Annotated in this window: 12 protein-coding genes; 4 read left to right on the top strand and 8 right to left on the bottom strand. The window is 66.0% G+C overall.

Annotation, left to right across the window (positions count from 1 at the left end; all coding sequences use genetic code 11):
* The 4 genes from VGF12_RS11945 to VGF12_RS11930 all read left to right on the top strand — a co-directional run.
* Positions 1–193, top strand: a 193-nt coding sequence (locus VGF12_RS11945; protein ID WP_331176263.1) for a thioredoxin family protein, incomplete at its 5' end; no start/stop codon positions are given.
* A gap of 255 nt (positions 194–448) precedes the next feature.
* On the top strand, positions 449–1,714 hold the full coding sequence (gene rho, locus VGF12_RS11940; protein WP_331176262.1) for a transcription termination factor Rho: 1,266 nt from the start codon (positions 449–451) through the stop codon (positions 1,712–1,714).
* A gap of 138 nt (positions 1,715–1,852) precedes the next feature.
* The gene (locus tag VGF12_RS11935) at positions 1,853–2,104 is read left to right on the top strand and encodes a type B 50S ribosomal protein L31 (RefSeq protein WP_331176261.1); all 252 of its coding nucleotides are present in this window, start codon (positions 1,853–1,855) and stop codon (positions 2,102–2,104) included.
* Positions 2,105–2,236: 132 nt separating this feature from the next.
* Positions 2,237–3,877 (top strand): hypothetical protein, encoded by a 1,641-nt coding sequence (locus tag VGF12_RS11930; protein ID WP_331176260.1) that lies wholly within the window; start codon positions 2,237–2,239, stop codon positions 3,875–3,877.
* Here VGF12_RS11930 and phoR read toward each other — a convergent pair.
* The 8 genes from phoR to VGF12_RS11890 all read right to left on the bottom strand — a co-directional run bounded on the left by phoR (position 3,871) and on the right by VGF12_RS11890 (position 11,520).
* Positions 3,871–5,238: a phosphate regulon sensor histidine kinase PhoR gene (gene phoR / locus VGF12_RS11925; protein WP_331176259.1), complete on the bottom strand. Its 1,368-nt coding sequence runs from the start codon at positions 5,236–5,238 to the stop codon at positions 3,871–3,873. The two genes, VGF12_RS11930 and phoR, sit on opposite strands and share 7 nt — an antisense overlap.
* Positions 5,239–5,254: 16 nt before the next feature.
* Positions 5,255–5,956 (bottom strand): phosphate regulon transcriptional regulator PhoB, encoded by a 702-nt coding sequence (phoB, locus tag VGF12_RS11920; protein ID WP_331176258.1) that lies wholly within the window; start codon positions 5,954–5,956, stop codon positions 5,255–5,257.
* Between the two features lie 2 nt (positions 5,957–5,958).
* The gene (gene phoU, locus VGF12_RS11915) at positions 5,959–6,666 is read right to left on the bottom strand and encodes a phosphate signaling complex protein PhoU (RefSeq protein WP_331176257.1); all 708 of its coding nucleotides are present in this window, start codon (positions 6,664–6,666) and stop codon (positions 5,959–5,961) included.
* A gap of 14 nt (positions 6,667–6,680) precedes the next feature.
* Positions 6,681–7,466, bottom strand: coding sequence for a phosphate ABC transporter ATP-binding protein PstB (gene pstB, locus VGF12_RS11910; protein WP_331176256.1), 786 nt, complete (start codon positions 7,464–7,466; stop codon positions 6,681–6,683).
* Between the two features lie 9 nt (positions 7,467–7,475).
* Positions 7,476–8,339, bottom strand: coding sequence for a phosphate ABC transporter permease PstA (pstA, locus tag VGF12_RS11905; protein WP_331176255.1), 864 nt, complete (start codon positions 8,337–8,339; stop codon positions 7,476–7,478).
* Complete coding sequence (gene pstC / locus VGF12_RS11900) at positions 8,336–9,295, bottom strand: phosphate ABC transporter permease subunit PstC (RefSeq protein ID WP_331176254.1); 960 nt, start codon at positions 9,293–9,295, stop codon at positions 8,336–8,338. The genes pstA and pstC overlap by 4 nt, the downstream gene beginning before the upstream one ends.
* Positions 9,296–9,458: 163 nt before the next feature.
* Positions 9,459–10,499, bottom strand: a complete 1,041-nt coding sequence (pstS, locus tag VGF12_RS11895) for a phosphate ABC transporter substrate-binding protein PstS (RefSeq protein WP_414710074.1) — start codon at positions 10,497–10,499, stop codon at positions 9,459–9,461.
* Between the two features lie 706 nt (positions 10,500–11,205).
* Complete coding sequence (locus VGF12_RS11890; RefSeq protein ID WP_331176253.1) at positions 11,206–11,520, bottom strand: helix-turn-helix transcriptional regulator; 315 nt, start codon at positions 11,518–11,520, stop codon at positions 11,206–11,208.
* Between the last annotated feature and the right edge of the window lie 213 nt (positions 11,521–11,733).

Genomic DNA, 11,733 nt, shown 5'->3' with positions numbered 1-11,733 from the left:
AGTGGCGCGTGACTACGCCGGCAAGCTGCGCGTGGCCAAGGTCAATATCGACGAGAACCAGGAAACGCCTGCGCGCTTCGGCATCCGCGGCATTCCGACGCTGATGCTGTTCAAGGACGGCCAGCTCGCCGCCACCAAGGTCGGTGCCCTCTCCAAGGCCCAGTTGACCGCCTTCCTCGACGCGAACCTATAATCGCGTCCAACTGCTGCAGTGTTCACGGCGCTCTCCGCGCGGTCACTGCAGCAGCCAAAGCCAACACGCCCCGGGCGCGCTGATCACGAATCAGCCGCTCAGCCAGCGTGGACTCGGCTCCCCCTCCCTCCACTGAGTTGTCGAATTTGCGCCGTTCGCCGTTTGAACGGTAGCCATTCGGTCCTGTTCCGGGGCGGCCGAGATACCGCCGCAAGCGCCTTGGCTGGCGCCGCGGCCCCTGACGGGTGTTCACCCATGCATCTTTCCGAACTCAAAGCCCTCCACGTCTCCGCCCTCATCCAGATGGGCGAGGAGCTGGAGATCGACAACGTCACCCGCCTGCGCAAGCAGGAGCTGATGTTCGCCATCATGAAGAAGCGCGCCAAAGCCGGCGAGCAGGTCTTCGGCGATGGCGTGCTCGAGGTGCTGCCGGACGGCTTCGGCTTCCTGCGCTCCATCGAAGCCAGCTACATGGCCTCCACGGACGACATCTACCTGTCGCCCAGCCAGATCCGGCGCTTCAACCTGCACACCGGCGACCTGGTGGAAGGCGAGGTGCGCGTGCCCAAGGACGGCGAACGCTACTTTGCTCTCGTGAAGGTCGACCGCGTCAACAACCAGACGCCGGAGGAGAGCAAGAACAAGATCATGTTCGAGAACCTGACGCCCTTGTTCCCCAAGGAGCAGTTCAAGCTCGAGCGTGAAGGCTTCAAGGGCGAGGAGAACATCACCGGTCGCATCATCGACCTGATCGCTCCCATCGGCAAAGGCCAGCGCGCCCTGATCGTGTCGCAGCCCAAGACCGGCAAGACCGAGATGATGAAGAGCCTGGCGCATGCGCTGGTGGCCAACCATCCGGACTGCCACCTCATCGTGCTGCTCGTCGACGAGCGCCCCGAGGAAGTGACCGAAATGCTGCGCACCGTGCGCGGCGAGGTCATCAGCGCCACCTTCGACGAGCCCGCCGCACGCCACGTACAGGTGGCCGAGATGGTCATCGAGCGCGCCAAGCGACTGGTCGAGCTGAAGAAGGACGTGATCATCCTGCTGGACTCGATCACCCGCCTGGCCCGCGCCTACAACAACGTGCTGCCCAGCTCCGGCAAGGTGCTGACCGGCGGTGTGGATGCCAACGCCCTGCAGCGCCCCAAGCGCTTCTTCGGCGCTGCGCGCAACATCGAAGAAGGCGGCTCCCTGACCATCATTGGCACGGCGCTGATCGACACCGGCTCCAAGATGGACGAGGTGATCTACGAAGAGTTCAAGGGCACCGGCAACTGCGAGATCCACCTGGATCGCCGGATGGCCGAGAAGCGCGTCTACCCGTCCATCCTGATCAACAAGTCGGGCACCCGCCGTGAAGAGCTGCTGCTGAAGCCGGAAATCCTGCAAAAGAGCTGGATCCTGCGCAAGCTGCTCTACAACATGGACGAGATCGAGGCGATGGAGTTCATCCTCGACAAGATGAAGGCGTCGAAGAACAACCTGGACTTCTTCGACATGATGCGGCGCGGCGGCTGACCCTTCCCAGCCTCGAACTAGCCAAACCGCGGGGAAGCCGGCTACAATCGCCGGTTTTCCGCCCAGACACCTTCGGAAAGTGCGTCGCAAAGCAGCAATCTGCGCGGCGTGGCTCCCGACCTAAGCCAAGAGGTTCCCATGAAAGAAGGCATTCACCCCAACTACCGCGACGTCGTCTTCGTCGACCTGTCCAACGGTTTCCAGTTCGTGACGCGTTCCACCGTCCAGACCAAGGAAACGATTGAACTCGAAGGCAAGACCATGCCCCTGGTGAAGCTGGAAACCACCAGCGAATCGCACCCCTTCTACACGGGCACGCAGAAGAGCGTGGACAACCTGGGCGGTCGCGTCGAGAAGTTCCGCAACAAGTTCGCTCACCTCAAGAAGTAATTCGTCGAGGCGGTCTCGCACCGCTTCCGAAAGCAAGGGCAGCCTCGGCTGCCCTTTGTCATTTCCGCAGCCGGGGGGCAAGCCCTGTCATTTCTGCGGCATGATCCCGCCACTTCAAAAATACGCCAGCGCGTGAATCTCCCTACCCCCGCCATCGTCGCCGAGCGCGGCGTCGAGCGCCTGCCGCGCCTGGCGCTGATCCTTCTGTGCGCGGCCTATGTGCTGCCCGGGATCTTCGGCCGCGACCCGTGGCGCAATGCCGACCTGACCGCCTTCGGCTTCATGGCCAGCATCGCGGAGGGGCGCGCGCCCTGGTGGCAGCCCGCCATCGCAGGCATTCCCGCCGAAGGGGGCCCCCTGCCCTACTGGCTGGGCGCGCTGGCCATCAAGGCTCTGCCCTTTCTCGACGAGCCCGTCGCGGCCCGCCTGCCCTACGCGCTGGTGCTGGTCGGCGTGCTCGTCGCCGTCTGGTACACCTGCTTCCACCTGGCCCGCACCGAGGCAGCCCAGCCCGTGGCCTTTGCCTTCGGCGGCGAGGCGCAGGCCGTGGACTACGCCCGCGCACTGGCCGACGGTTCGCTGCTGGCGCTGATGGCCTCGCTGGGCCTGCTGCAACTGGGCCACGAGACGACGCCGGAGCTGCTGCAGTTGCTGGCCGTCTCCGGCTACCTCTACGGCCTGGCGGCGGCGCCCTTCAAGCCCGGACGCTCTCGCGCCGCCGTCCTCATCGCACTGCCGGTGCTGGCCGCCAGCGGCGCGCCGACGGTCGCCTGCGCCCTGGGCCTGCTGGGCGTCCTGCTCAACCACCGCTCCAGCTATGCCGAGGCCAAGGCACAGCGGGCCTGGCTGCTGGGCGCGCTGACGCTGGCCGTGCTGGCAGCCTGGGCCTTCGACGGCTGGGCCTGGCGCGTGCAACCGGGCCTGCAGCTCGGCTCGCTGCTGAGCCTGCTGGCCTGGTTCTGCTGGCCCGCCGGGCCCCTGGCGCTGTGGACCCTGTGGCGCTGGAGACGCCACGGCCTGCGCCGCCACATCACGGTGCCCGCGATTGCGCTGCTCGTGCCGCTGGCGGCCTGCATCACCATGGATGGCTCGGAGCGCGCGCTGCTGCTGGCCCTGCCCTCGCTGGCCATCCTGGCCGCCTTTGCGCTGCCGACGCTGAGCCGGGGCTTCTCGGCGGCGGTGGACTGGTTCTCGGTGTTCTTCTTCAGCGCCGCAGCGCTGTTCTTCTGGCTCTACTACCTGTCCATGCACACCGGCTGGCCGCCGCGCCCGCTGGCCAACCTGCGCCGGCTCGCGGAAGGCTTCGAGCCTGCGTTCAGCGTCGCCGCGCTGGTGTTCGCGATCGCGGCGACGCTGTCCTGGCTGGCCCTCGTGCGCTGGCGGACCGCGCGGCACCGGCATGCGCTGTGGAAAAGCCTGGCCCTGCCGGCCGGCGGCGTGGCCCTCGGCTGGCTGCTCGTCATGAGCCTGCTGCTGCCGCCGCTGGACTACGCACGCAGCCTGTCGCCATTGGTGGCCAGGCTGAAGCCGCACATGCCCGTGAATACGGGCTGCCTGGCGGCGCCGGGGCAGAGCCTCGCGACGCTGGCCGCGCTGGAATGGCACGGCGGCTGGCAGGTGCAGGGTCGCGGTACGCTGGACACCTCCGGCTGCAGCCACGCCGTCATCAGCGCCGGCCAGCCGACACCGTCAGGCTGGCGCGTGATCGCCCAGGTCAAGCGCCCCACGGACCGCAGCGGCGGTGCCGGGCTGGTGCTGCTCCGTCGTCAGTGATCTGACAGCGCGGCCGCGTTGAACGCGGCCTCGTCGCCCAGCGCCGAGTCGCTGGCGTGACGCACCCGCGCGGCGGGGAAGACGAGGCGAAAGCGCGACCCCTTGCCGACCTCGCTCTGGATCATCAGCTCGCCACCATGACGCTGCATGACGTGCTTGACGATGGACAGGCCCAGGCCCGTGCCACCGGTCTCGCGAGAGCGACTGCCGTCAACGCGGTAGAAGCGCTCGGTCAGGCGCGGGATGTGCTCGCGCGCGATGCCCAGGCCCGTGTCGATGACGGTCAGCTCGCCGCTGCCGTCCTCCAGCAGCCGCCAGGCCACCTCGACCTCGCCGCCGTCCGGCGTGTAGCGCACCGCGTTGGTGACGAGGTTGGCAATGGCACTCAGCAGTTCGCTCTCGATGCCGGCCAACTCGACGCTGGTGTCGGGCGCCAGATGCAGGCGATGGCGGCCGGCCGACAGGGCCTCGGCATCTGCTGCAACGCGGCGCAGCAGGCCGTCTAGGCCCACCCAGCGGTCCGGTGCCGGGCGCGGGCTGCCCTCGAGCTGCGACAACGCCAGCAGGTCGGCCACCAAGGTCTGCATGCGCTCCGTCTGCTGCGTCATCAGCACGATGACGCGCTCGCGCTCGACCGCCGTCAGCGGGAGCGTGTGCATGGTCTCAATGAAGCCCGACAGCACGGTCAGCGGCGTGCGGATCTCGTGCGAGACGTTGGCAACGAAGTCACGGCGCATGGCCTCGTTGCGCACACGCTCGGTGATGTCCAGCGACAGCACCAGGCGCATGCTTTCGCCGTAATCGCGCACGATGATGGACAGCGTGCCCGGGCCGCGCCCGTTGCCCAGCACCAGCGGCTCGGCATAGTTGCCGGCCTGCAGATAGGCGACGAAGGCCGGCGCACGCACGAGGTTGGTGATGCGCTGGCGCAGGTCGCGCTGCGGATCGAGCGCGAAATGGTCGGCCGCGACGCGGTTGCACCAGACGATCTGCTCGTGCGAGTCGAGCATCAGCACACCATTGGGCGAGGCCTCGATCGCCGACAGGAACTGCTCCAGCTCCAGCTGGCCGCGGGCCACCGCACGATCGCGGTCGCGCATGGCACGCTCGACCCGGTAGCCCAGCTCGCCCCAAAGCCCGGTGTCGCGCGGTGCGTTGTCGAGTTGGTTGCCGCGCAACCAGGTCAGCAGCCGGTTGCCGCGGACGGCATCAACCACCAGCACCAGGAACACGCCGGCCACGACACCGAGGCCCAGGCTGAGGCTTTCGATACGCGTGGCCGAGTGCACGACCGCGCCGACGACGAACCCGAACAGCGCGGCCCCGAGGGCCATCAGCAGTCGAGACAACAACCAGGTCATGAAGCCAGGTGTGGATTCAGGCGGAAAGCGCGCTGCTCTGCTGCGTCAGCCTGTAGCCGGCGCCGCGGACGGTCTCGATCATGCGCGCGCACTGCACGCGCTCCAGCGCCTCGCGCAAACGCTTGACGTGGACGTCGATGGTGCGCTCCTCGATGAAGACGTGATCGCCCCAGACACGGTCCAGCAGTTGCGAGCGGCTGTGCACGCGCTCGGGGTGCGTCATCAGGAAATGCAGCAGGCGGAACTCGGTCGGGCCGAGCTTGACCTCGGCGCCGTCGCGGCTGACGCGGCGCGTGCCGGGGTCCAGCAGCAGCGGGCCCACCTCGACCGCACTGTCCAGGGCCTCGGGCGCCTTGCGGCGCAGCACGGCGCGGATGCGCGCCAGCAGTTCGTTGGTCGAGAAGGGCTTGGTGACGTAGTCGTCGGCGCCTGCATCCAGGCCGGCGATCTTGTCGCCCTCCTCGGCGCGCGCCGTCAGCATGATGATGGGCAGCTCCTTGGTGCGCGCCGTGCCGCGCCACTGGCGGGCCAGGGCGACGCCGCTCTGACCGGGCAGCATCCAGTCCAGCACGACGAGGTCGGGCAGCACCCGGTCCACCTCGTACTGGGCCTGCGTGGCACTGGCGGCCAGCGTGACCTCGAAACCGGCGTGGCGCAGGTTGATGGAGATCAGCTCGGCAATCGCTGATTCGTCTTCGACAACGAGAACACGACTCATGCTTACCTCACCATGGTCTCGACCGTCTCCGGCGAGTTGTGCCGGACGTCCTGGCCCTTGACCACGTAGATGATGACCTCGGCCAGATTCTTGGCATGGTCGCCGACGCGCTCGATGGCCTTGGCGACGAAGACGAGGTCGATGGACGACGAGATGGTGCGCGGGTCTTCCATCATGTAGGTGATGAGCTTGCGCAGCAGGCCGTCGAATTCCTTGTCGATCTCGTCGTCATGCTTGAGCACGTCCAGCGCCCGCTCCACGTCCAGGCGCGCGAACGCGTCCAGCGCCTTGCGCAGCTGGCTGGTGGCCAGTTCGGCCTCATAGGCCAGGTCGGACATCGGCAGCCGCATGCGGCTGGAGATGCCGCTGGAAACCAGCCGCTGCACGGTGCGCGCGATGCGGGCCGCCTCGTCGCCGACGCGCTCGAGGTTGGCGATGCTCTTGCTGATGGCGATCAGCAGGCGCAGGTCGCGGGCCGTGGGCTGGCGCCGGGCGATGATGCTGGAGAGATCACGGTCGATCTCCACTTCCATCGCGTTGACGCGGCTTTCCTTGTCCAGCACTTCGTCAGCCGACTCGGCGCTGAAGTCCACCAGTGCCTGCACGGCCTGCGCCACCTGGGCCTCGACGAGGCCGCCCATTTCCAGCACGCGGGTCGAGATGCCGCTGAGCTCGGCATCGAATTGGGTCGAGAGATGCTTGTCCACCATACCGTCCTCCTTGATCAGCCGAAGCGGCCGGTGATGTAGTCCTCAGTGTCCTTGCGCTTGGGCTTCATGAAGAGCTCAGCCGTGGGGCCGAACTCGATGAGGTCGCCCAGGTACATGTACGCCGTGTAGTCCGAGCAGCGGGCAGCCTGCTGCATGTTGTGCGTCACGATAGCGACCGTGTAGTCGCTCTTGAGCTCATGGATGAGCTCTTCGATCTTGCCGGTGGAGATGGGGTCCAGTGCCGAGCAGGGCTCGTCCAGCAGCAGCACCTCGGGCTTGATGGCGATGCCACGCGCGATGCACAGGCGCTGCTGCTGGCCGCCGGAGAGGCCGGCACCGCTCTGGTTGAGCTTGTCCTTCACCTCGGTCCAGAGGGCAGCCTTCTTCAGCGCCCACTCCACGCGCTCATCCATCTCCACGCGCGGCAGCGTCTCGAAGAGGCGCACGCCGAAGGCGATGTTGTCGTAGATGGACATCGGGAACGGCGTGGGCTTCTGGAAGACCATGCCGACCTTGGCGCGGATCAGCGACACGTCGTCCTTGCTGGACAGGATGTTCTCGCCGTCCAGCAGGATCTCGCCTTCAGCTCGCTGCTCGGGGTAGAGCTCGAACATGCGATTCAGCGTGCGCAGCAGCGTCGACTTGCCGCAACCCGACGGGCCGATGAAGGCGGTGACCTTCTTCTCGGGGATGTCGAGGTTGATGTTCTTCAGCGCGTGAAAGCCGCCGTAGTAGAAGTTCAGGTTGCGCACCGACAGCTTGGCGCGCTCGCCCACGGGCGTTTCGATCTTGGCGTCCATGGTGAGTCCTTAGTGTTTGTTCTTGAAGAGCACGCGTGCCAGGATGTTCAGCAGCAGCACGCCGACCGTGATCAGGAAGACGCCGGCCCAGGCCAGCTTCTGCCAGTTCTCGTAGGGGCTCATCGCGAACTTGAAGATGGTGACGGGCAGGCTGGCCATGGGCGAGCTGAGGTCGCTGGTCCAGAACTGGTTGGACAGCGCCGTGAAAAGCAGCGGCGCGGTCTCGCCGGACACGCGGGCCAGCGCCAGCAGGATGCCGGTGATGACGCCGGCGCTCGCGGCCTTCAGCGTGATGGACAGGATGACCTTCCACTTGGGCGTGCCCAGGGCGTAGGCCGCCTCGCGCAGCGCGTTGGGCACCAGGCTGAGCATGTTCTCCGTCGTCCGGATGACGACCGGGATGACCAGCAGCGCCAGCGCCAGTGAACCAGCCAGGCCCGAGAAGCTCTTCAGCTTGGCGACGACGACGGCATAGACGAACAGGCCGACGACGATCGAGGGCGCGGACAGCAGGATGTCGTTGATGAAGCGCACCGCCGCGCCCAGCCAGTTCTTCTGGCCGTACTCGGCCAGGTAGACGCCGGCCAGGATGCCGATGGGCGTACCCACCAGCGTAGCCAGCCCCACCATCACGAAGCTGCCGAACAGCGCATTCGCCAGGCCACCGCCCTCACCTTGCGGTGGCGGCGTCATCTCCGTGAACGTGGCCAGGCTGAGGCCGCCGATGCCGAGGTAGATGGTCTCGAACAGGATCCAGATCAGCCAGAACACGCCGAAGGCCATGGCCCCCAGCGACAGCGTCAGCGCAATCGCGTTGGTGCGCTTGCGCTTGTTGTGCATCGCCAGGCGGCGTGCGTCGAGGGCGTTGCTCATGACCGGGCTCCTTCGTTCCTCTTCAGGCGTGCCAGCAGCAGCTTGGAGATCGACAGCACGACGAAGGTGATCAGGAACAGCACCAGGCCGAGGTACATCAGCGAAGCCTGGTGCAGGCCATCGCCTGCTTCGGCGAACTCATTGGCCAGCGTCGACGTGATGCTGTTGGCCGCCTCGAAGACGGACAGCGAGTTGAGCTGGTTCATGTTGCCGATGACGAAGGTGACGGCCATCGTCTCGCCCAGCGCGCGGCCCAGGCCCAGCATGATGCCGCCGACCACGCCGGTCTTGGTGTAAGGGAGCACAACGCGGGAGACAACCTCCCAGGTCGTCGCGCCCAGGCCGTAGGCAGACTCCTTGAGCATGGGCGGCGTGACCTCGAAGACGTCACGCATCACCGAGGCGATGAAGGGAATGATCATGATGGCCAGGATGATGCCGGCCGACAGGATGCCGATGCCCACCGGCGGGCCTGAGACCAGAGAACCCAGCACCGGCACGCCGCCCAGCAATGCCTGCAGCGGCTGCTGCACGAAGGTGGCCAGGATGGGACCGAAGACGAGCAGGCCCCACATGCCGTAAACGATGGACGGCACGGCAGCCAGCAGCTCGATGGCAATGCCCAGGGGCCGCTTGAGCCAGCTTGGCGAGAGTTCGGTCAGGAAGATGGCGATGCCGAAGCTGACCGGAACGGCGATGAGCAGCGCGATGAAGGAGCTGGCCAGCGTGCCGTAGATCATGACCAGGCCGCCGAATTTCTCCTGGACCGGATCCCATTCCGCGCTTGTCAGGAAGCCCAGGCCGAAGGCCTTCAGCGCTGGCGCGGCACCGACGATCAGGGCACCGATGATGCCGACCATCAGCGCCAGGGTAAGCCATGCGGCTCCCTGTGACAGGGCTGCGAAGACCGTGTCGGCCCAGGGGGCGACGCGGCGGCGGGGAGGCTGCGGCTTCATCGAGTGCGGCTGTAGCTCGCTTCGATCAGCGCCGGCGCCGTCGGCGGGGAATATGGCTGCCAAGGAACCTCCGGAAGGTCTGGTCAGGGATGTGGGCGCCTTCGATGCAGCAAAGCCCGGCTTGCGCCGGGCTCGCGTCACTGCCACGAATGGCGCATGGTTTTTACTTGAAGGCGACGGGCTTGCCGGCGGTGTCCTTGATGTGATCGGCCCACTGCTTGCGCACCAGATCCTTCACGCTGGCGGGCAGCGGCACATAGTCCAGCTCGTCGGCGGCCTTGTCGCCGTTGGCATAGGCCCAGTCGAAGAACTTCAGGGCGGCGGCGGCTTGGGCGGCCTTGTCCTGCGACTTGTACATCAGGATGTACGTCGGGTTCGTCAGGGGCCAGGCGGCCTTGCCGGGCTGGTCGGTCGTGATTTGGTAGAAGGTCTTGTTCCAGTCGGCACCGGCAGCAGCGGCCTTGAAGGCCTCGTCGCTGGGGTTGACCCACTGGCCGTCGCGGTTCTTCAACTGGACGTAGTTCATCTTGTTCTGCTTCACATAGGCGTACTCGACGTAGCCGATGGAGTTCGGCAGACGCTGCACGAAGGCGGCGACGCCCTCGTTGCCCTTGCCGGCAGTGCCGGTCAGCCACTTGACCGTCGTGCCTTCGCCGACCTGGCTCTTCCAGGATTCGCTGACCTTGGACAGGTAGTTCGTGAAGATGAAGGTCGTGCCAGAGCCGTCGGCGCGGGCCACCGGGGCGATGGCTGCGTCAGGCAGCGCGACGCCGGCGTTCAGCGCGGCGATAGCAGCATCGTTCCACTTCGTGATCTTGCCGAGGTAGATGTCGGCCAGCACCGGGCCGGTCAGCTTCAGCTGGCCCGGGGCGATACCCTTGACGTTGATGACCGGCACGACACCGCCGATGACGGTCGGGAACTGCACCAGACCGTCCTTGGCCAGGTCTTCGTCCTTCAGCGGCATGTCCGACGCGCCGAAGTCCACCGTCTTGGCCTTGATCTGCTTGATGCCGGCACCCGAACCCACCGATTGGTAGTTGATGCGCACACCAGTCGCCTTGTTGTAGGCATCGGCCCACTTGGCATAGATGGGGGCGGGGAACGTAGCACCAGCACCGGTTACGTCCTGGGCGGATGCCATCTGGGCACCGACCAAACCGACAACGAGGGCGAGGGACTTGCTGACCTGGAAAAACTTCATCTGAGACACCTTCCGCAGGGCGGTTTTGACGATGAACGGCATCCTAGGGATGCAATGTGACGATTCGGTGACCGCCGCGTCATCAATCCGGACATTGGAGCGCGTCGGCGGTCCGCTGGGAAGCTCTCAGCACCTCTCAGCACCGCTTTGTGACAGCTGTCATCTGAAGTTCACGCGAGTGTCATAGTGCGTTTTTGGCGTGCGGGCGGGGCTGTTTGACGACGAATCGGAGCCTCCCAGAATTCGTCGCTCGTCGTGGCTCGGTCTGGTCGCCGGCGGCCCGCCGACAGTATTCGGCCCAATTGGCGAGCCTTCAAAGGCCGTGCCAACCAGAGCGACGGTAGCCCTGGCCACCGTTCGGACCGCCACTCCCGGCCGGAGCCATCACGTCATCGAGAGTCACGCCGTCGCCAACGTGAAGGTGCCGAGATTCGCCAAGGCGTTGGACCTAGACCAAGGTCGACAGCCTCGATCGTTCGGTTTTGAGCCGCGGCCAACCGGTATAGATGCCGCGAAGCTCCGGGAGGAGAGTCGTTCGCCCCAATTCCCGCCCTACTTAGTCAGGCGCGCGAGCTCTGGAGCCTGTGGCCATGCCTCTCCCATGGCTGGCCGCCCGACATTCAGCAGTCGCGCGTAGCGGTTCGTCGTGGCGGCGGGCTCACGACCGAACGCCAAGAGGACGCTAGCTAGCGCACTCCGGCGTGCCTCACTTCAGAGCCTGAAGTGCATTGCGCCGCGCTGCCCTCGACGCCCGATGAAACGCCAGCATCATTTCCGCCAACTCATCGCTGTCGCAATAGAGAAAGGCGACGGGCACCTGCAGCACCCCAGCCAAGCGCACCGCCATGGGGTAATCCGCTGCGTGGACCCCCAGCTCGTACCGATTGATCCGGGTTGATGCCACGAATTCGTCCAGCCCAGCGGCGATACCCAACTGCTTCTGGCTGATGCCCAATGCGACTCGCGCTTGCTTCAAGCGTGTTCGCCAAACGTCAGCCGAATCGGTTGCACCTTCCTGCATATTGCTACGAGAGTCGTAGCTTTTGTAGAATCGATCTACTACGACTTTCGTAGCTACGTGCCACGCGGCCGGCGCTCTTCAACCAAGCCACCGGGCAGGCCCCACTGCACTTCAACTGGGAGTGATCTATGGCTCACCGTTTCTTGGATCCCACTGATTGGTTCGAACACCCGCTGTGCATTCGCTACTCGGTGGTGCACTTCGGAACGCAGC

The organism is Roseateles sp., from assembly GCF_036404855.1.
Classification (GTDB): Bacteria; Pseudomonadota; Gammaproteobacteria; order Burkholderiales; family Burkholderiaceae_C; genus Pelomonas.
This window is presented reverse-complemented; position numbering and strand designations above follow the sequence as displayed.

Coding starts and splice junctions, on each gene's coding strand:
- phoB (WP_331176258.1), bottom strand. CDS start 5,956: ATGAGTCGTGTTCTCGTTGTCGAAGACGAATCAGCGATTGCCGAGCTG.
- pstC (WP_331176254.1), bottom strand. CDS start 9,295: ATGAAGCCGCAGCCTCCCCGCCGCCGCGTCGCCCCCTGGGCCGACACG.
- pstA (WP_331176255.1), bottom strand. CDS start 8,339: ATGAGCAACGCCCTCGACGCACGCCGCCTGGCGATGCACAACAAGCGC.
- phoR (WP_331176259.1), bottom strand. CDS start 5,238: ATGACCTGGTTGTTGTCTCGACTGCTGATGGCCCTCGGGGCCGCGCTG.
- pstB (WP_331176256.1), bottom strand. CDS start 7,466: ATGGACGCCAAGATCGAAACGCCCGTGGGCGAGCGCGCCAAGCTGTCG.
- VGF12_RS11890 (WP_331176253.1), bottom strand. CDS start 11,520: ATGCAGGAAGGTGCAACCGATTCGGCTGACGTTTGGCGAACACGCTTG.
- phoU (WP_331176257.1), bottom strand. CDS start 6,666: ATGGTGGACAAGCATCTCTCGACCCAATTCGATGCCGAGCTCAGCGGC.
- pstS (WP_414710074.1), bottom strand. CDS start 10,499: ATGAAGTTTTTCCAGGTCAGCAAGTCCCTCGCCCTCGTTGTCGGTTTG.
- rho (WP_331176262.1), top strand. CDS start 449: ATGCATCTTTCCGAACTCAAAGCCCTCCACGTCTCCGCCCTCATCCAG.
- VGF12_RS11935 (WP_331176261.1), top strand. CDS start 1,853: ATGAAAGAAGGCATTCACCCCAACTACCGCGACGTCGTCTTCGTCGAC.